The 18,636-nt window shown below is 63.3% G+C and carries 17 protein-coding genes; 7 read left to right on the top strand and 10 right to left on the bottom strand.

What is annotated here, in order from left to right:
* Positions 1 to 181 precede the first annotated feature (181 nt).
* Positions 182 to 598 carry a cupin domain-containing protein gene (locus P0D96_RS19890; protein ID WP_408178192.1) on the bottom strand — a complete coding sequence of 139 codons (417 nt, stop codon included), beginning with the start codon at positions 596 to 598 and terminating at the stop codon, positions 182 to 184.
* A gap of 180 nt (positions 599 to 778) precedes the next feature.
* Between P0D96_RS19890 and P0D96_RS19885 the strand changes: the two genes are divergently transcribed.
* Positions 779 to 1,384 (top strand): peroxidase-related enzyme, encoded by a 606-nt coding sequence (locus tag P0D96_RS19885; protein WP_408285317.1) that lies wholly within the window; start codon positions 779 to 781, stop codon positions 1,382 to 1,384.
* 65 nt (positions 1,385 to 1,449) lie between these two features.
* Here the strand turns inward: P0D96_RS19885 and P0D96_RS19880 are convergent, their stop codons facing one another.
* Positions 1,450 to 2,700: an MFS transporter gene (locus P0D96_RS19880; protein WP_408178190.1), complete on the bottom strand. Its 1,251-nt coding sequence runs from the start codon at positions 2,698 to 2,700 to the stop codon at positions 1,450 to 1,452.
* Positions 2,701 to 2,808: 108 nt separating this feature from the next.
* Positions 2,809 to 3,747, bottom strand: coding sequence for a LysR substrate-binding domain-containing protein (locus tag P0D96_RS19875; protein WP_408314946.1), 939 nt, complete (start codon positions 3,745 to 3,747; stop codon positions 2,809 to 2,811).
* 234 nt (positions 3,748 to 3,981) lie between these two features.
* On the opposite strand from P0D96_RS19875, the gene P0D96_RS19870 reads away from it, so the two are divergent.
* Positions 3,982 to 4,713, top strand: a complete 732-nt coding sequence (locus tag P0D96_RS19870) for a DUF899 family protein (RefSeq protein WP_408314944.1) — start codon at positions 3,982 to 3,984, stop codon at positions 4,711 to 4,713.
* An 85-nt stretch (positions 4,714 to 4,798) separates the two neighbouring features.
* Here P0D96_RS19870 and P0D96_RS19865 read toward each other — a convergent pair whose 3' ends face one another.
* Complete coding sequence (locus P0D96_RS19865) at positions 4,799 to 6,772, bottom strand: putative bifunctional diguanylate cyclase/phosphodiesterase (protein WP_408285308.1); 1,974 nt, start codon at positions 6,770 to 6,772, stop codon at positions 4,799 to 4,801.
* 185 nt (positions 6,773 to 6,957) lie between these two features.
* On the bottom strand, positions 6,958 to 7,341 hold the full coding sequence (locus tag P0D96_RS19860; RefSeq protein ID WP_408285306.1) for a hypothetical protein: 384 nt from the start codon (positions 7,339 to 7,341) through the stop codon (positions 6,958 to 6,960).
* Between the two features lie 351 nt (positions 7,342 to 7,692).
* Here P0D96_RS19860 and P0D96_RS19855 point away from each other — a divergent pair, with 351 nt between their 5' ends.
* A complete protein-coding gene (locus P0D96_RS19855; RefSeq protein ID WP_006049832.1) occupies positions 7,693 to 7,971 on the top strand; it encodes an HU family DNA-binding protein in 279 nt (92 codons plus the stop codon).
* Between the two features lie 201 nt (positions 7,972 to 8,172).
* Here P0D96_RS19855 and P0D96_RS19850 read toward each other — a convergent pair whose 3' ends face one another.
* The 3 genes from P0D96_RS19850 to P0D96_RS19840 form a co-directional block, all read right to left on the bottom strand.
* Positions 8,173 to 9,291: a 3-deoxy-7-phosphoheptulonate synthase gene (locus P0D96_RS19850; protein ID WP_408178185.1), complete on the bottom strand. Its 1,119-nt coding sequence runs from the start codon at positions 9,289 to 9,291 to the stop codon at positions 8,173 to 8,175.
* A gap of 127 nt (positions 9,292 to 9,418) precedes the next feature.
* Positions 9,419 to 10,261 (bottom strand): DUF72 domain-containing protein, encoded by an 843-nt coding sequence (locus P0D96_RS19845; protein ID WP_408314943.1) that lies wholly within the window; start codon positions 10,259 to 10,261, stop codon positions 9,419 to 9,421.
* 93 nt (positions 10,262 to 10,354) lie between these two features.
* The gene (locus P0D96_RS19840) at positions 10,355 to 11,101 is read right to left on the bottom strand and encodes a TetR/AcrR family transcriptional regulator (RefSeq protein ID WP_408314941.1); all 747 of its coding nucleotides are present in this window, start codon (positions 11,099 to 11,101) and stop codon (positions 10,355 to 10,357) included.
* Positions 11,102 to 11,399: 298 nt separating this feature from the next.
* Here P0D96_RS19840 and P0D96_RS19835 point away from each other — a divergent pair, with 298 nt between their 5' ends.
* The 4 genes from P0D96_RS19835 (at position 11,400) to P0D96_RS19820 (ending at position 17,303) form a co-directional block, all read left to right on the top strand.
* On the top strand, positions 11,400 to 12,581 hold the full coding sequence (locus tag P0D96_RS19835) for an isovaleryl-CoA dehydrogenase (protein WP_132377550.1): 1,182 nt from the start codon (positions 11,400 to 11,402) through the stop codon (positions 12,579 to 12,581).
* 162 nt (positions 12,582 to 12,743) lie between these two features.
* Positions 12,744 to 14,351 carry a carboxyl transferase domain-containing protein gene (locus P0D96_RS19830; protein WP_408178183.1) on the top strand — a complete coding sequence of 536 codons (1,608 nt, stop codon included), beginning with the start codon at positions 12,744 to 12,746 and terminating at the stop codon, positions 14,349 to 14,351.
* A gap of 31 nt (positions 14,352 to 14,382) precedes the next feature.
* Positions 14,383 to 15,168 carry an enoyl-CoA hydratase/isomerase family protein gene (locus P0D96_RS19825; protein ID WP_408314939.1) on the top strand — a complete coding sequence of 262 codons (786 nt, stop codon included), beginning with the start codon at positions 14,383 to 14,385 and terminating at the stop codon, positions 15,166 to 15,168.
* Between the two features lie 80 nt (positions 15,169 to 15,248).
* On the top strand, positions 15,249 to 17,303 hold the full coding sequence (locus P0D96_RS19820; RefSeq protein ID WP_408314937.1) for an acetyl/propionyl/methylcrotonyl-CoA carboxylase subunit alpha: 2,055 nt from the start codon (positions 15,249 to 15,251) through the stop codon (positions 17,301 to 17,303).
* A gap of 16 nt (positions 17,304 to 17,319) precedes the next feature.
* Here the strand turns inward: P0D96_RS19820 and P0D96_RS19815 are convergent, their stop codons facing one another.
* Entirely contained in the window at positions 17,320 to 18,111 is a 792-nt protein-coding gene (locus P0D96_RS19815) for a phosphate/phosphite/phosphonate ABC transporter substrate-binding protein (protein WP_408285293.1), read from the bottom strand.
* A 25-nt stretch (positions 18,112 to 18,136) separates the two neighbouring features.
* Positions 18,137 to 18,415, bottom strand: a complete 279-nt coding sequence (locus tag P0D96_RS19810; protein WP_132379356.1) for a DUF1488 family protein — start codon at positions 18,413 to 18,415, stop codon at positions 18,137 to 18,139.
* Positions 18,416 to 18,636: the final 221 nt, after the last annotated feature.

The following is an 18,636-nucleotide window of genomic DNA, read 5'->3' as shown; positions in this document are numbered from 1 at the left end:
GGATTTAAGCACAGGTGGCAAAACGGCGCTGCGGGGCAGGCCGGATACCTGGGCGCTTGACGCGGGATGGCGGGGCGGAAAATGCGCGTGGTCGCGGTCGGCGGCGAGACCGGTGTAGCCAGCCGTTAGCCGGTACCAGCCCCGCTGCCTTCATTTGCTGGATCACGCGTCTGAGGCTGAATCATGCGTCAGAGGCCGGATCATACGGCACGACGCGTTCGTGCTCGTCCGCATGGTTGCGCGCCACGATCGCGCGCGCCGCGGTGGTCGCGTCCAGATTGAACGGCTGATGCGGCACGCCGGGCGGAATGAACAGGAAATCGCCCGGTTCGGTGATGACGGACTCGCGCAAGCCGGGCCCATAGCGGGTCTCGATCTTGCCCTCGAGCATGTAGATCGCGGTTTCGTAGTCGGCGTGAAAGTGAGGCTCGGCGTGACCGCCCGGCGGCACTACGACCATATACATCGACAAACCCGTGGTGCCCGCGGTGCCGGCGGAGATGCCGACAAAGTACGGCAGACGCTGGGACGTCGCCATTTCCCGGTCGGGGCGCACCTTGACGACGGGCGCTCGCGCGTCGTGCAAAACGTCTGACATGGTCAGCTCCTGCTGAAATCCGGCCGGCGCCGGTCGTCGCGGCGCGGCTCAAGCTCCTTTGAGTGGAAAGTCTAGACGATATGGGCGTCGATATCGGACCTTGTCGAGCGTGGACGTGCTGCGGCTGTGCGGCTTGCTAGAATCGTCGTCATACCCAAACAGATACGACGGAGACATCGCATGGCAAAGCCTCAGCCGATCAGCCGCTACCCCGTGCCCAAACCGGACGCATGGCCCGACGACATTCGCGCGCGCATTCTCGAAGTGCAGGAGAAAGCCGGTTTTGTGCCGAATGTGTTTCTGACACTGGCGCACCGCCCGGACGAGTTCCGCGCGTTTTTCGCCTATCACGACGCGTTGATGCTGAAAGAAGGCGGCCTCAGCAAAGGCGAGCGCGAGATGATCGTGGTCGCCACCAGCGCGATCAACCAGTGTTTGTATTGCGTGGTCGCGCATGGGGCGATTCTGCGCATCTACGAAAAGGCGCCATTGGTCGCGGATCAGGTCGCCGTCAATCATAGGAAGGCGGATATCACGCCGCGTCAGAAGGCGATGCTCGACTTCGCGGTCAAAGTGTGCAGCGCGTCCGGCACGGTCGGCGACGCCGATTTTCAAACGCTGCGCGAGCACGGCTTTGCCGATGAAGACATCTGGGATATCGCGGCGATCACGGCGTTTTTTGGTTTGTCGAACCGCATGGCCAACGTGATTTCCATGCGTCCGAACGACGAGTTCTATCTGATGGGACGCGTGCCGAAAGCCGCGGCGGATACGCCGAAAAAATAGCTGCACGCGCTGCTTTTAAGTTCATGCCGGTGGACGGCGTTCGTGGCCACTGTCGGCACGCTCACTCACGCCGCTGCCGGGTTAGCTCGAAGCGTGGGCGTGCTCACGGTGGTGTCGTCGATCGGAAAGTGCAGCATCGCGGCGACGAGGCCGGCGACCACCGTCGCTTCCCAGAGCAGCGAATACGAGCGCGTCAGATCGAACACCAGACCGCCGAGCCACGCGCCGAGAAACGAGCCGATCTGATGGCTCAGAAAGCAGACCCCGAACAGGCTGCCGAGGTGGCGCGTGCCGAACACTTTCGCGACGAGCCCGCTCGTGAGCGGCACGGTGCCGAGCCAGGTCAGCCCCATCACGGCCGCGAAAATCACCACCGACGCCGGGCTTTTCGGCAGTAGAAAGAATGCGCCGATCGTCACGCTGCGAATCACGTACAGCCAGCCGAGCACATGATGCTGCCGGAAGCGGCCACCCAGCCAGCCGCACGCCCAACTGCCCGCCATGTTGAACAGCCCGATCAGCGCGAGCGCGGTGGCGCCGAGTCCGACCGGCATATGGCAAAGCGACAGGTACTCGGGCAGATGCGTGGCGATAAAGGCAAGCTGGAAACCGCAGGTGAAGAAACCGAGCGTCAGCAGTCGGTAGCCTCGATGCCCGGCGGCTTGACCCAGTACTTTGCGAAGCGGCGCGACATGCTCTTCGTGGACGGGCGTGCCGACCCGCGCGCGCCGGTCGAGCACCATGCCGAGCGGGGCGATCAGCAGCATCAGGAAAGCCAGCACGAAGAGCGACGTGGCAATGCCCGAACTGAGCCGGACGCCTTGCACGAGTGGAACCATCAGCACCTGGCCGGCGGAGCCGCCGGCGCTGACCAGACCCATCGCCATGCTGCGTTTTTCAGGCGAGGCGATGCGGCCGACCGCCGGCAACACCACGCCGAAGGTCGTGCAACTCACGCCGATGCCGACCAGCAGCCCCATGCCGACGATCAACATGGCGCCGCTGGGCGCCACTGCCGCGAGGCCGAGGCCCGCCGCGAATGTCGTCGCGCCGAACGCGACCACCGGCGCCGAACCGTAGCGATCCGCTGCCGCGCCGGCGAACGGCTGGGCGAAACCCCACACGAGATTGTGCAGCGCGATCGCGAACGCAATCAGCGTGACCGGCAAGCCGCGATCGAACGAGAACGGTCCGATGAACAGACCAAACGTCTGCCGGATGCCCATTGCGGCGCTCAGAATGAGCGCGCCGGCGAGAATCACGAGCGTCGTCTGATTGAAGGCGGGGGCGAAGCGTTTGCTGTTGGCGGTCGACATGGTTCTGATCTCCTTCGACACATGGTCGCAGCGAGCGTCAGAAGCGGCAAAAGATAAGTTTTTGACGACAGGTGAGCGTGGCTCACCTGTGCGAAGCGGACCTGTGGTTTAGTTGGTGGCGTTCTGCAGTGCCTGGCCGGCAACGTCGGTGTGCGCGTCGAACTGCTCGGCCTCGCTCACCAGCCAGCGTTTGAAATCGAAAAGCTCCGGCCGGCGGTCCGCGTTCTCCGCGCTGACCAACCAGTAGGCCGTGGTGGACGCGATCGTCGCCGGATAAGCCTCCACGAGCACGCCGCTGTCGATATCCCGATCCACCAGCGGCCGTCTGCCGAGCGCGACGCCGAGGCCCATCGCCGCGGCTTCAAAGGCGAGCTGGATCGTGTCGACGCGCAGGCCTGCGGTGGTCTCGATGCCTTCGGTGCCGGTCGCATCCAGCCACGCCTGCCAGTCCTCGCTGGCGGCGTTCACGTGAATGAGCGTCGCGCGACGCAGGTCCGCGTTGCCGTGCTCGTCGCGCAGATCCGCCAGATACGCGGGGCTGCACACGGGCACGAGGCGCTCGCCGAACAGCCGCGTCCACGCGGTGCCTGCAACCGGCGCACGGCTCATGCGGATCGCGAAGTCGAAACCGTCGACGGGAAAACCGACCTGACGATGCGAGGTGTCGACGCTCACGTTCACATTTGGCCAGAGCGCGCGAAAGCCGGCGAGGCGCGGCAGCAGCCAGCGCGACGCGAAGGTCGGCGCGCAACTCAGCGCGATTGGCCGATCCGCGCGGTGATTCGGCAGGCGCTGCGTGCCGATCGCGATCAGCGAAAACGCTTCGGAGACGTAGGACAAGTAATCCGCGCCGCTCGCCGTGAGCGAGATGCCGCGCGGCTCGCGCACGAACAGTTCGACGCCGAGCGCCTGTTCCAGTCCGACAATGCCGTGGCTGATCGCGCTCGGCGTGACATTCAGTTCCGCGGCGGCGAGTTTGAAACTCTGATGCCTGCCGGCCGCTTCAAAGAAACGAAGCGCCGGCAGCGGTGGCAGACGAAGCGGCATGTTGCATCCCCATGGACGGCGCGCCTCGGCGCGCGTGCTGTTGCGCTCAAGGATACCTTGCCGGGCGCTTTGGGTTGCCGTCAGGGTGCGCCTGAGCATCGCCAAAAAATTTTGCCGATGCTGTCGATTTGCCGCCGCGCGGTTCGTCGTGGCTATATAGAGGACGAGAACGCGGCCGCGTTCGCGGCGCGCTGCTCGCGCCCTTTATCCTTGTTCCGTAAGAGGAGATGGCTGATGACTGACGTATCCGCATCCGCACAAACGTTGAAGCCGGCCCGCGAACTAGCGGCCGACACGCCGAGCCGCTTTCCCGGCGAAAGCGCCGACTATCGGCGCGCGCGCAACGACCTGCTCGCCGAGGAAATCGAATTGCGCCGCCATATCGAACGGGTCGCCGCCCAGCGGCGCGCGCTGCCGGCCGGCGGCGTCGTGCCCGAGGATTACCTGTTCATGGGCGAAGCCGGCCCGGTGAAGCTATCGGAGATGTTCGGCGAGCATGACACGCTCGTCACCTACAACTGGATGTTCGGCCCGCAGCGCGCCCGGCCGTGTCCGATGTGCACCTCGCTTTTGAGTGCATACGACGGCGAAATGCCCGACATCCTGCAGCGCGTCGCGTTCGCGGTGATCGGCCGCTCGCCGATCGAGAAGCTGGTTGCGTTCAAGAAGGAGCGGGGCTGGCGGCATCTGCGGCTGTATTCATCGGGCGGCAACACCTTCAATCGCGATTACGCGGCGGAAGATCCGGCGGGCGACGACAATCCCGCGTTCAATGTGTTTACGCGCTCGGGCGGCACGGTGCGGCACTTCTGGGCGGAGGAGATGGGGCCGTCGACTGCGGACCCCGGGCAGGATCCACGCGGCGCCCCGGACGTGATGCCGATCTGGACCGTGCTCGACATGACGCCCGGTGGCCGTGGCACGGACTGGTATCCGAAGCTGGAATACGATACCGCGGCACGTTAGCGCGCTGATGAGGGCGGTCAGGCGACGCCTGGCCGCGCGACGGTGAAGCGGGTTCAGCACCGCACCGTGTCGCGAAACGATAGGACTACGGCTGGACCTCAATCGCAAAATCGTGCCCGCGCGCCGTCTGCAAATAGGCGGCGATCGCGCTTGCCCGCATCGGCCGGCTAAACAGATAACCCTGCACCGCGCGTGCGCCTAGCGCCTTGACGACCTCGACTTGTGATGCCGTCTCGAGTCCTTCCACCACGCATTCAAGCCCAAGGTTGCGGCACAGGTCGAGCACCGACTTGACGATCTTCTTCGACGCGCTATTGGTATCCACGTCCGTCATGAAGCTGCGGTCGATCTTGATCGTGTCGAAGGGCAGGCGATGCACATAGCTGAGGCTCGAATAGCCGGTGCCGAAGTCGTCGAGCGACACGCGGCAGCCGGCTTTCTTGATCATGGTGAGCGAACAGCGGGCCTGTTCGAAATCACGCGTCACGGCGGTCTCGGTGATTTCGAACGACACGCGGTGCGGCGGCACGCCGCTTGCCATGACGATATCGATCAGCCGTCGGGCGCGCGCCGACGTGCAGATATCGATCGCCGACAGATTGAACGACAGATAAAGCTCGGACGGCCAGCGCGCCGCTTCGTCGAGCGCTTTGTGCAGCAGCACTTCCGTGATGCGCAGAATCAGTTCGGTACGCTCGGCAATCCGAATGAATTCTTCCGGCCTGACCGCGCCGAGCCGTGCGTTGTGCCAGCGCCCGAGCGCTTCCAGACCCAGGGTGCATTGCGTGACGACGTCGTAAATCGGCTGGAACTCCAGAAACAGTTCCGACTCGAGGTCCGCATGGCGGAGTTCCTGGGTCACGAGACTCGAACGCCGGATGCGCGTTTCATGTTCGGTGGAGAAGATGACCGGCGTGCCGCGCCGGCTTTCCTTGCCCACGTATAGTGCCGCGTCGGCGCGTTCGAACACTTGGGCCACCGTCGTGCCGGCTTCGGGGAACGCGGCCCAGCCGATCGTGCCCGACAACTCGGCGACGTTGCCGGCAACTCGATAGGGCTGACCGAGCGCCTCGCAGATGCGCTCGCCCAATTCGACGAGCGTCTCGTTCGCCAGTTTGTGCTGCGCGAGCACGCCGAACTCGTCGCCGCCGAGGCGCGCGAAGAAAATGCCGGGCTCGGCGAGCGCCAGCAAACGCGAGCCGACTTCCTGAAGAACGAGGTCGCCGCAGGCGTGGCCGTAGATATCGTTGACCTGTTTGAAGCCGTCGAGATCGATCAGCCCAACATTGAAGCCGCTACTGGTGCCGAGCGCCTGCTCGGATAGCGCGCGCAGCGAGGCGAAGAAACTGCGCCGGTTGGGCAGGTCCGTCAGACTGTCGATGCTCGCGAGCCGGAAGTTGTCGTCGCTGAGGCGTTGCGTTTTTTGCTGGCTCGCCTGCAACTCGCGCTGCGCGTGCACGACGTCGGCAAAGGTCCGGCAATATAGCTGAATGATGAAGGCGAGCGCGACGCCGACCAATGTCATGTCGACGGCCATCGCAATGAAGACCGGATAGCCGGTGAAAACCAGAAAGGTCGAAAAGCTTAGGATGACGATCGACAGCAACAGCATGGCAGCCGCGCGCAAGTGCATCAGGCAGAACACGCAGCCGACCAGCGTCGTCGCCATGTAAAACGCGACCTGCGTCTGTTCGTACGCGGTGCCGTAGGGAAAGAGCAGCAACGACCAACTGCTGAATGCGACGGCGAAGAGGCCGGCAAGCCAGGTCAGCTTGCGCAGTTCGGACACTGCCTTGTCGAGAGTCAGGGGGCGGTGCCGAAGACGCCACCATCGTATGCAACGGATGATGCACAGGGTGCACAGCGTCGCGGGAAAGTAGATCGACAACCATGCCGGCGCGCAGCTGACGTGCGTGATGGCGACGGCCGCCGTATTGACGAGCAGAATGAAATAGAGAAGCGGGACCTGGTGGCTGAATGCTTCGAGCTGCGAACGCACGAGCTCGGGGTCGCGTTCCGCGACCGACAGCGCATCCCTCAATTTGGCTAACAGAACCATCCCCGTTCCTTTAAACGTTTGCGCAGCACACGCAGCTTTGTATATCGGCAGGACGGGTGGGACCTTGAGGGCGTGTCAGATAGAAATCGATTGCCTCGCGAATAAGCGGTAAGTCCGACCTGCTTACGATGCGTGATGGGTCATTTGTGCCGCGTTCGAACGGCCGAAGTGACAGGCTCGTCGCATCAAAGTACCGGACAGGAGAGCACGCGTTGCGGCGTGAGCGTCGTGCCGGGTTGGCCGTTCTGTGCCGGCGTGCCTTGTGGCGGCGTAGAGACGAGCCGCACGGTATTCATGCCGGCATTCGCCAGCACATACTTCTCCGGGCTGTTCTCGGGCTGCCAATAGGCCCGGAAAACGCCGCTGTCGCCGAAAACCAGCAGCTTGCCGTGCACGGTTCCAGTGCCGCTGACGAGGTCGACCGGCTCGCCGTCACGTACGTGAAAGCTCTGCGGAGCGGGTGAATTTGCCGTGCCGACGAGCGTGGCGCAGCTTTTGTCGTCGGCTGCGAGGGCCGCGCAGGACGTCGCGGCGAGCAGTGCACATGTTGCAATATGGCGAAAATTCATTTTTTATTCCTCCCGGATTCTTTATTCACCGGACGCCGCGCCTGCCAAATTCCGACTTTCTGCGATCCACCATAACATAGTAAAAAAAGCCCGCTGGTGGCGGCTTGGGACGTGCTAAAGCACTGAAATTGCAACGGATTGTGATAACGCAAAAAGCCGTGTCGAGCCAAAGAAACGTGTAAGCGCGCGATTCTTATGGCACTTTGCATGAAAAAATCGTCAAATTCCCTGTGGGCGGGTGATACAAGGCTTACACCCAAGGTTTGCGCGAACCCGCGCCTATGCGTTAGTGTGTCGGTCCCGGCGCAACAGATGTGGCGCCGGTTCCATGATTACCATACGGGAAGTGCTATGAACAAACAGGAACTGATTGATGCAGTCGCCGCAGCGACGGGCGAAAGCAAAGCGGCCACCGGCCAAACCATCGACGCGATCGTCGAAGCGGTGACCAAAGCCGTGGTGGGTGGTGATACGGTGCAACTGGTCGGTTTCGGTTCTTTCTCGACTGGCGCGCGCGCAGCACGCGTGGGCCGTAATCCGTCGACGGGTGCCGAGATCCAGATCGCGGCTGCCAAGACGGTGAAATTCACCGCTGGCAAGGCGTTTAAGGAAGCCGTCAACGCGTCTTAATGCAACGCGCTTCACGCCGGAGCATCCACACGCGCCAAACTGGCGCGCGGCGAGCGATGCATCGGGCGTGAGGAATCACGCGCTGCCCAACCCCGGTAAGGTGGATCGATCGGCGGCTGGTGCGGCGCGTGTGTTTTTGTGCTCTCCCCAAGGGGCTTCCTGGGGGTTTGCCCGACTCAGCGCTTGCGTCCCGGCTCGCGCTCAGCCGGCGCGACGTTTGCGGGTGGCTTCGGCGAGCGTCTCGAGCGCCGGCTCGGTCTGCGCCCAACTGACGCAGGCATCCGTGATCGATACGCCGTGACGCAACGGCACGCCTGGCTTCAGATCCTGACGGCCTTCTTCCAGATGACTTTCCAGCATGACGCCGATGATGCGGCGCTCGCGCTGCGACAACTGCTGCGCCAGATCTTGCACCACCTCCAGTTGACGCAAGTGCGACTTGCCCGAGTTCGCATGCGAACAGTCGACCATGACCTGCTCGCGCAAACCCGCTGATTTGAGCGCCACGCAGGTGGCTTCCACCGACGCGCTGTCGTAGTTCGGCCCTTTCTTGCCGCCGCGCAGGATCACGTGCGCGTCGTCGTTGCCGCGCGTTTCGAAGATCGCGGCCATGCCCATTTTCGTCATGCCCATGAACGCGTGGCTCGCGCGCGCGGCGACGATCGCGTCCGCGGCGATCTGCACGCCGCCGTCGGTGCCGTTCTTGAAACCGATCGGGCAGCTCAGGCCTGACGCCAGTTGACGATGGCTCTGGCTCTCCGTCGTGCGCGCGCCGATGGCGCCCCACGCGATCAGGTCGGCAATGTACTGCGGGCTCAGCAGGTCGAGAAACTCGGTGGCCGTGGACAAGCCGAGACCGTTGATGTCGAGCAGCAGTTGCCGTGCAAGACGCAGACCTTCGTTGATGCGGAAACTGCCATCCAGCCGCGGGTCGTTGATATAGCCTTTCCAGCCGACCGTGGTGCGCGGCTTCTCGAAGTAGACCCGCATCACGATCAGAAGATCTTCCTTGTAGGTGTCGGCGGCGACCTTCAGTTTGTGTGCGTATTCGATCGCCTGATCGTGGTCGTGAATCGAACACGGCCCGACGATCATCACGAGCCGGTCGTCACGGCCATGCAGAATATCGGCGATTTCCGCGCGGGTTTTCTCGACCAGAGTCTGCACCGAAGGCGGCACCGGCAACTCGTCCTGCAACAGCGCAGGGGAAATCAGTGGACGGACCGCGCCGATCCGAACGTCGTCGATGCGCGTGGTGTCCTGGGTGGCGTCGGCCGAGCCGACTTCCTGATCGTGCAAAGGATTGTCGATGGCGCTCAAAATATTCTCCCGGACCTTGGTGATGAAGTGGCCTCGCGGCCTGACTGCATGAGTGTGGGTGCGTTGATCGTGCTTGTCTTCGCTGCCGGGATTATGACACTCGCGCGATGCGGCCGGGCGGCGCGTGTCAGAGACGTTTGATCAGCGCCATGGCGGCTGCCGGATTGCGTTCCTTGAAGCCGCTGATCACGTAGAGATAGACGTCCAGTGCGGCCGCGCGTGTGGCTGTTTTCGCGGGCGCTTCTGCCGAGGTTTCCAGATCGTCCGGTGTCGTGCCTGCCGCCAATTGCCGCGCGCGTTCGGCCCACGTGTCGAGCGCCTTGGTCGAATAGCCCTTGGCCTGTTTGTCCGTCGTGCCCATGATGCGGGCGTACACGAAGGGCGCGGTGATGTCCGCGATCTGCGGGTATTCGCTGTCGCCCGCCAGTACCACGGCGACTTTGTATTTGCGGGCGAGCGCGATGAAGTCCGGCGTCTTGAAGGTGTCGTTGCGGACTTCGATCGCATGCCTGAGCTTCTGGCCTTCAATACTGGCCGGCAGTAGCTTCAGAAAGGCTTCAAAGTCTTCCTTGTCGAATTTTTTGGTGGGTGCGAATTGCCAGTTGACCGGGCCGAGCTTCTGCTTGAGCAATAGCACGCCGCTGCCGAAGAAGCGTTCGATCGTTTCGCCCGCGTCGGCGAGGACTTTTCTGTTGGTCGCGTAGCGCGGCGCCTTCAGCGAAAAGACGAAATCGTCCGGCGTTTCCTGGTACCACTTCTCGTAGCTCGCCGGTTTTTGCAATCCGTAAAACGTGCCGTTGATTTCAATCGATGTGAGGTTCTTGCTCGCGTATTCGAGTTCGCGGCTTTGCGTGAGGTCGGGCGGGTAGAAGGTGCCGCGCCAGGGCGCGTAGGTCCAGCCGCCTATGCCGATGCGGATGTTCGAGGTCTTGGCTGGCTTGGCGATCTTTGCGGCTGATTCTTTCGGCACTTGGCGTCTCCATCTGACTTCGACCGGGAAGCAGTAGATTAGCCGTTTTTTCGACGAAGAACAGAAGTGAGGCAAACACAGGAAATGCGCCCGCTATTCGTTGCCGCGAGACATATCCGTTGCACCGCGCGCCGCCTCTTCGAACCGCCGGTTCGCCTCCGCCACTTCCACTCTGAACTGCTGCAATGCGCTCATCGCCAGATCTGGCGGCGTCAGCGCGGCCCACAAGACGTCGATGAGCTGATCCGCGGTCGCATCGATATCGATATGCCGGTTCGCGAGCGTAGCGTCCCACAGCACATGCTCCATCGGCCCGAACACCATCGAGCGCAACAGGCGCAGCGGCATGTCGGCGCGAATCTGCCCGCTCTCCTGGCCTTGCGCCAGTACGCGCATCAACGGCGCGGTATAGCGGCGCTGCAACTCCGTGAGCGCCTCGCTCAGCTCATGATGCCGGGCCCGACCTTCGGATAACACCAGCGCGCACAGATCAGTGCCGTTGACCAGCATCAGCCGCAAATGCGTGCGCACGATGAACGCGAACTGCTGGCGCACATTGCCGTCGCGCGGCAAGCCGGATTCGATCGCGTCGATGATCTCGTCGTACCAGTCGCCGATCACCCGCGCGCACAGCTCGCGTTTGCCGCGGAAATAGCTGAACACGGTCGCCTCGGAAATGCCGAGGCGCTGCGCGATTTCGGCCGTTGTCGCGCGCTCGTAGCCCTTTTCGGAGAACACGTCGCGCCCCGCCTGAAGGATCTCCTTCACGCGCTGCTGCGACTTGCGCCCGGCCGGCTGGCGGCGCGAGGCGGGTAACTCGGCCTTCGTGGCAACCGTCATATGAGTCCAGTTCAGATTTGTGAGGCGAATTCGGCTCGTAAAGGTGCGGAATAAGTTTGATGACTGCGATGCTATCACGCCATAGCGATGTTGTAGGCGGTCGCTTCAGTTTCTGAGTAACACTCAAAAATACCTATTGACGCTTACGTAAATCTAGCGTGAAATGCACCTTGAACGTTTCGCGCCTCGTGCGGGACGACAGGGGCGGCCCACAAAGCCGCCGCCGTCCGCCGAGCCGCAACCGGACCAGCCGGCGCCCACCCAGGGCCGGCCGCCAACGAACTCTGGAGACACAGCAATGAGCAACCTGCCCGGTTTGCAATTCCCGCTCGGCGAAGAAATCGAAATGCTGCGCGACAGCATCGCGGGATTCGCTGCCAAAGAAATCGCCCCGCGTGCCGCGGAAATCGATCGCACGGATCAGTTTCCCATGGACCTGTGGCGCAAGTTCGGCGATCTGGGCGTGCTCGGCATGACGGTCTCGGAGGAATACGGCGGCGCGAACATGGGCTATACGGCGCACATGATCGCCATGGAGGAAATCTCGCGCGCGTCGGCGTCGGTCGGTCTCTCGTACGGCGCGCATTCGAATCTGTGCGTCAACCAGATTCATCGCAACGGCACGGAAGCGCAAAAACAGAAGTATCTGCCCAAGCTCGTGTCGGGCGAACATATCGGCGCACTCGCCATGAGCGAGCCGAACGCGGGTTCGGATGTGGTCAGCATGAAGCTGCGCGCGGAGAAGAAGGGCGACCACTACGTGCTCAACGGCACGAAGATGTGGATCACCAATGGCCCGGATTGCGACACGCTGGTCGTCTATGCCAAGACCGATCCCGAAGCGAATTCGCGCGGCATTACCGCGTTTATCGTCGAGAAGGGCATGAAGGGATTTTCCGTTGCGCAGAAACTCGACAAGCTCGGCATGCGCGGCTCGCATACCGGCGAACTGGTGTTCCAGGACGTGGAAGTGCCGGAAGAAAACATTCTCGGCCAGTTGAACGGCGGCGCGAAGGTGCTGATGAGCGGCCTCGACTACGAACGCGCCGTGCTCGCAGGCGGCCCGACCGGCATCATGGTCGCGGTCATGGACGCGGTCGTGCCGTATATCCACGACCGTAAGCAGTTCGGTCAGCCGATCGGCGAATTCCAGCTCATTCAAGGCAAGGTGGCGGACCTCTACACGACGTTGCAGGCGTGCCGCGCGTATCTCTACGCCGTGGGTCGTCAACTAGACACGCTTGGCAAGGAGCATGTGCGCCAGGTGCGCAAAGACTGCGCGGGCGTGATTCTCTACACCGCGGAAAAAGCGACGTGGATGGCCGGCGAGGCGATCCAGATTCTCGGCGGCAATGGCTATATCAACGAGTATCCGGTCGGCCGTTTGTGGCGCGACGCGAAGCTCTATGAAATCGGCGCCGGTACCAGCGAGATCCGCCGCATGCTGATCGGCCGCGAACTGTTCGCCGAAACGGCCTGAGCGGTTGTGCACTTAGTGCACTTCGCAGCGCACCATACATCGTACGGCGCGTCACGCTGCGTGTCAGCGCAAAGCCTATAAAGAAGCGGCGAAAGCAATTACCTTGCATGGGATCGGAGTAAGTGCTGAAGCACTAACTCCGATCGACAGGAGAAGCCCGTAATGCCGATCATCGAATCAAAGCTGAATCCGCGCTCGGACGACTTCCGCGCCAACGCGACGGCGCTCGAAGCGCTAGTCGCCGACCTTCGCGCGAAGGTCGAGAAGCTCGCGCTGGGCGGCGGTCAGGCGGCGCGCGACAAACACACGGGACGCGGCAAACTGCTGCCGCGCGATCGCATCGAGAAGCTGCTCGATCCGGGCACGCCGTTTCTCGAGTTCTCGCAACTCGCAGCCTACGGCATGTATCACAACGATGCGCCGGGCGCGGGCGTGATCACCGGCATTGGTCGGATCGCCGGGCAGGAGTGCGTGATCGTCTGCAACGATGCAACGGTCAAGGGCGGCACCTACTATCCAGTTACCGTGAAAAAACACGTGCGGGCGCAGGAAATTGCCGCTGAAAATCATCTGCCCTGTGTGTATCTGGTGGACTCGGGCGGCGCGAATCTGCCGAACCAGGACGACGTGTTTCCGGACCGCGATCACTTCGGCCGCATCTTCTACAATCAGGCGAATCTGTCCGCAGCGGGCATTCCGCAGATCGCCGTCGTGATGGGTTCGTGTACCGCAGGCGGCGCCTACGTGCCGGCCATGAGCGACGAGTCGATCATCGTCAAGAATCAGGGGACGATTTTCCTCGGCGGTCCGCCGCTGGTGAAAGCCGCCACCGGTGAAGTGGTGAGCGCCGAAGATCTCGGCGGCGGCGACGTGCATACGCGTCTGTCGGGCGTGGTCGATCATCTCGCGCAGAACGACGCGCATGCGTTGGGGATTGCGCGCAGCATCGTCGGCAATCTGAATCGCGGCAAGCAGGTGCCGGTGGCATTGCAGGAACCGAAACCGCCGCGCTACGACGTGAAGAGCATGTACGGCGTGATTCCCGTGGATACCCGCAAGCCGTTCGATATCCGCGAGGTGATCGCGCGGATCGTCGACGATTCGGCATTCGACGAATTCAAGGCGCGCTACGGCACCACGCTTGTCACCGGCTTCGCGCATATCTGGGGGCATCCGGTCGGCATCATCGCGAACAACGGCATTCTGTTTTCGGAGTCCGCGCTCAAGGGCGCGCACTTCATCGAGCTGTGCTGCCAGCGCAAGATTCCGCTCGTGTTCCTGCAGAACATTACCGGCTTCATGGTGGGCCGCAAATACGAAAACGAAGGCATCGCGCGTAACGGCGCGAAGATGGTGACGGCGGTGGCTACGGCCAAGGTGCCGAAGTTCACGGTGATCATCGGCGGGTCGTTCGGCGCGGGCAACTACGGCATGTGCGGTCGCGCGTATTCGCCGCGTTTCCTGTGGATGTGGCCGAACGCGCGCATCTCGGTAATGGGCGGCGAGCAGGCGGCGTCGGTGCTGGCCACCGTCAAGCGCGACGGCATCGAAGGCAAGGGCGGCTCGTGGAGCGCTGAAGAAGAAGAGGCGTTCAAGCAGCCGATTCGCGATCAATACGAACATCAGGGCCATCCGTACTACGCGAGCGCGCGCCTGTGGGACGACGGCGTGATCGATCCGGCGCAAACGCGCGATGTGCTCGGTCTTGGCTTGTCCGCCGCGATGAACGCGCCGATCGAAGACACGCGTTTCGGCGTGTTCAGAATGTGACGATGCGCGACCAAGCGCGGGAGCAGCGACGATGCAATACGAAACACTGAATGTCGAATTCGCCGGCCAGGTCGCGACGGTCACATTGAGTCGTCCGGACGTGCGCAACGCGTTCAACGAAACGATGATCGCCGAAGTGACCGCGGCCTTCACCGCGCTCAACGATCGCGACGACGTGCGCGCGGTGGTGCTCGCCGCGAACGGCAAGGCGTTCTGCGCGGGCGCGGATCTGAACTGGATGAAGAAGATGGCCGGCTACTCGGACGACGAGAACCGCGCCGACGCGATGCTGCTCGCGAACATGTTGTCGTCGATCTATCGCTGCAACAAGCCGGTGATCGCGCGCGTCAACGGCGACGCGTACGCGGGCGGCATGGGTTTGATCTCGGCGTGCGACATCGTGGTGGCTGTCGACAGCGCGCGCTTCTGCCTCTCGGAGGCGCGCCTCGGTCTGATTCCAGCCACCATCGCGCCGTACGTGATTCGCGCGCTGGGCGAGCAGGCATCGCGCCGCTATTTCACGACCGCCGAGCAATTCGATTGCGCGACGGCGTTGCGCCTCGGGCTCGTCAGCGAAGCGGTGAGCATGGAGCAACTCGACGCCACTATCCAACAGATTGCCGGGACGCTCTGCGCGAACGGTCCGCAAGCGGTGCGCGCGTGCAAGCAGCTCGTGCAGGACATCGCGGGCCATGAGTTGAACGCTGCGATGATCGAGGACACGGCGGCGCGTATCGCGCGCACGCGTGCCGGCGCGGAAGGGCGCGAAGGCGTCGCGTCGTTCCTCGAGAAACGCACGCCCGCCTGGCGCAACTGAAGCACACATTCCAGGGCGCGCGCCGCGCCTTGACCAGAACAACAGCCCCGAAAAAACGGCACACTTCATCGAGACACTTCATGTTCAACAAGATCCTGATTGCCAACCGGGGCGAGATTGCGTGCCGCGTCGCCGCGACCTGCAAGCGGCTCGGCATTGCGAGCGTGGCCGTCTATTCGGATGCGGACGCCAACGCGAAACATGTGGCCGCGTGCGATGAGGCGGTGCACATCGGCGGCTCGACAGCCGCGCAAAGCTATCTGCGCGTCGAGCGCATTATCGAAGCCGCGCGCGCCACCGGCGCGCAGGCGGTGCATCCGGGCTACGGCTTCCTGTCGGAGAACGAAGACTTCGCGCATGCTTGCGAAGCGGCCGGCATCGTCTTCATCGGGCCGCCGGTCGAGGCCATCGCCGCGATGGGTTCGAAGGCCGCCGCGAAGGCACTGATGCATGCGGCCGCCGTGCCGCTCGTGCCGGGTTATCACGGCGACGATCAGGATCCGCAACTGCTGCATCGCGAGGCGGATGCGATCGGTTATCCGGTGCTGCTCAAAGCCAGCGCGGGTGGCGGCGGCAAGGGCATGCGCGTGGTCGAACGCGGCGAGGATTTCGCGGCGGCGCTGGCTTCATGCAAGCGGGAAGCGGCAAGCAGCTTCGGCAACGATCGCGTGCTGATCGAAAAGTATCTGACGCGGCCGCGTCACGTGGAAGTGCAGGTGTTCGCGGACCGGCACGGCGGCGCGGTCTATCTGTTCGATCGCGATTGCTCGGTGCAGCGGCGGCATCAGAAAGTGCTGGAAGAAGCGCCCGCGCCCGGATTGTCCGGTGAAATCAAGCGCGAAATGGGCGAGGCGGCGGTGGCGGCCGCGCGCGCGGTGAATTATGTCGGCGCGGGCACGGTCGAGTTCATCATGACCGGCACGGGCGACTTCTACTTCATGGAAATGAACACGCGTCTGCAGGTCGAGCATCCGGTCACGGAGATGGTGACCGGCCAGGACCTGGTGGAATGGCAACTGCGCGTCGCCGCCGATGAACCGCTGCCGCTTACGCAGGCCCAGCTGAAAATCGATGGTCACGCGATCGAAGCGCGCATCTACGCCGAACATCCGGCGCGCGGCTTCCTGCCGTCGACGGGCACGCTCAAGCATCTGCGGATGCCGGATGGCGTGGAGTTCGCCATCGACGCGGCCGGTCTCGGCGAGCCCGGACGCAAGGCGCCGGTGCGTATCGACAGCGGTGTGCGTGAAGGCGACACCATCACGCCGTTCTACGATCCGATGATCGCCAAGCTGATCGTGCACGGCGCCACGCGCGAGGAGGCGCTCGCGCGTCTGAGCCGCGCGCTGCATGCATGCGAGGTGGTCGGCCCGCATACCAATGTCGAGTTCCTGCAAAGCATCGTTGCGAGCGAGCCGTTTGCAACGGGCGATCTCGATACGGGCCTGATCGAACGTCATCACGACGCCCTGTTCGCGCCGCGCAAGAAGCCATTCAAGGAAGCGTTGGCGCTGGCGTGCGCGGCGTTGCTCAAGCGCGAGGGCGGCACGGCGCACGGCGCGTCGCCGTGGGATGCGCTGTCGCACTGGCGCCTGAATAGCGGCTATACGCAGACGCTCGGCTGGCGCGATCTGGACAGCGGTAGGACGGGTAACGACAGCGAAAGCAACTTCACCGTCACGTTCGCGCGCGACGGCAACACGCAAACGCTCGAACACAACGGCGTGCGCGAGGATTTCAGCTGGTCGGACGGCAGCGGTCCGCACGAATTCCGCGCGACGATCGGCGACGCGCGCGCAACGGGCCGCGTGTTCGTCGACGTCGATACGTTCCATGTGTTCTGCCTTGGCGAAGCGCTGTCGTTCGAGTGGCAGAACCTGCTTGCGCACGCCGCGGACGCCGAAGGCGGCGAAGGCCGTTTGACTGCGCCGATGCCCGGCAAGGTGATCGCGGTGCTGGTCGAGCCGGGCACCGTGGTGGAGAAGGGCACGCCGCTGATCGTGATGGAAGCGATGAAGATGGAGCACACCATCGGTGCGCCGGCGGCCGGTACGGTGTCGGAGGTGCTGTATGCGGTCGGCGATCAGGTTGCCGACGGCGCGCAGCTTCTGGTGCTGGACGTGCAGCAGCACTAAATCCGCGGCTCAGGCCTCAGGCGAGGCGCGTATAGCCGACGGCGCGCGCTTCGTTTTCGAGCTGCTCGATGCGTTCGTAGTCCGAGGGCGGCAACACGGAAAAGCCCTGCAAACGCAGGCGTTTCGCGCGCTCGGGCTGATTGGCGAGCGCCTCGTTCAGCGCTTCGCGCAATGCCTCGATCGTCGCCGAGGGCACCGTGTCCGAGGCGATCAAAGGCAAGCCCGGCGACGGCGCAGTCGTGCCGATCCGGCGAACCTGGCGGGCCAGTTTCGGCATTTCATCGCACACGAAAGCGAAGGTCACGCAATCGATCGCGGCGACGTCCGCGCGATTTTCCGCCACCGCGCGCAGCGAGCCGAGATGCGAGCCGGTTCGCAACACTGAGCTGAAGAACATGCCGCCGCTCGAAAGCGGCGCCACGGCGTGGCGAAACACGTTCATGCCGCTATTCGAATCGTCCTGGTTGTAGGCGGCGCGTGCGCCGCGGCAGGCCGCGAGCGTGTCGAACTGCGCGTCCGCGCGCGTTACCAGCACGCTCGAATAGTGCGCCCCCTCGCAGCCCGGCGCGTCGAAGCGCGGCGTCGCGATCAGTTGAACCTGTTCGTGCAAGCCGTGCATCAACGGATAGCCGCAAGTCTGCGAGATCAGCAGATTGGGGCGCCGCCAGAAGCCGTGCAATTCCTCGTCCGGTTCGACAATGCGGCACGCGGGCTTGACCATGCGCAGCACGTCGGCGAGCCACTCGCGCCACTCGAGGTCGAGCGCGGGCGTGACGTTATACATCGGCAGGGCGGCGATCCAGGTCATGATGCGATTCTGGCATACCTGCTGTTTAATGTCTGACCATTCGGAATTCGTCGAGGCCGAGACGCACCGGCTCCGTCGGTCTAAAGGCCCACTTCTGCGCGGCGACTGAAAGGATTTCCAGTTGCGCACCTTCGAATGCGACGAGTAGATCCTCCTTGCGCTTGCTCGCCGCGCCACAATAGGCCACGAGTGCCTCGGCGCTGACCTCGAAAATCTGCGCCCGATCATCACAGCACACCCGGAACGCGACCGTCGCGCATTCCGTCACACAGGGCCTGAACCCTTCATCGACATAGACCGACATAGCCATCTCCCGCCATACACACGCCTGAGCCTTCAGGATGACAAGTCGTAAGCTGGCGGTATGTGGGAAAACCGGCATTTGCGATGAAATGGCCGTGACTTCATGGGCTGCGCCGAACAGAAGCTGAATACGTCTGCGGAAGCTTTTGTAAGCGGCTCCGTCTTTGTCCCCGGTATTCGACCGTTTTGCGCGAAGCGCGCTGGCTACACTCGTTTCAGCGA

It is taken from the genome of Paraburkholderia sp. RL17-347-BIC-D (genome assembly GCF_046027915.1).
GTDB lineage: Bacteria > Pseudomonadota > Gammaproteobacteria > Burkholderiales > Burkholderiaceae > Paraburkholderia.
Note: the sequence above shows the minus strand (reverse complement) of the source record. Positions and strands in the feature narration are given on the sequence as shown.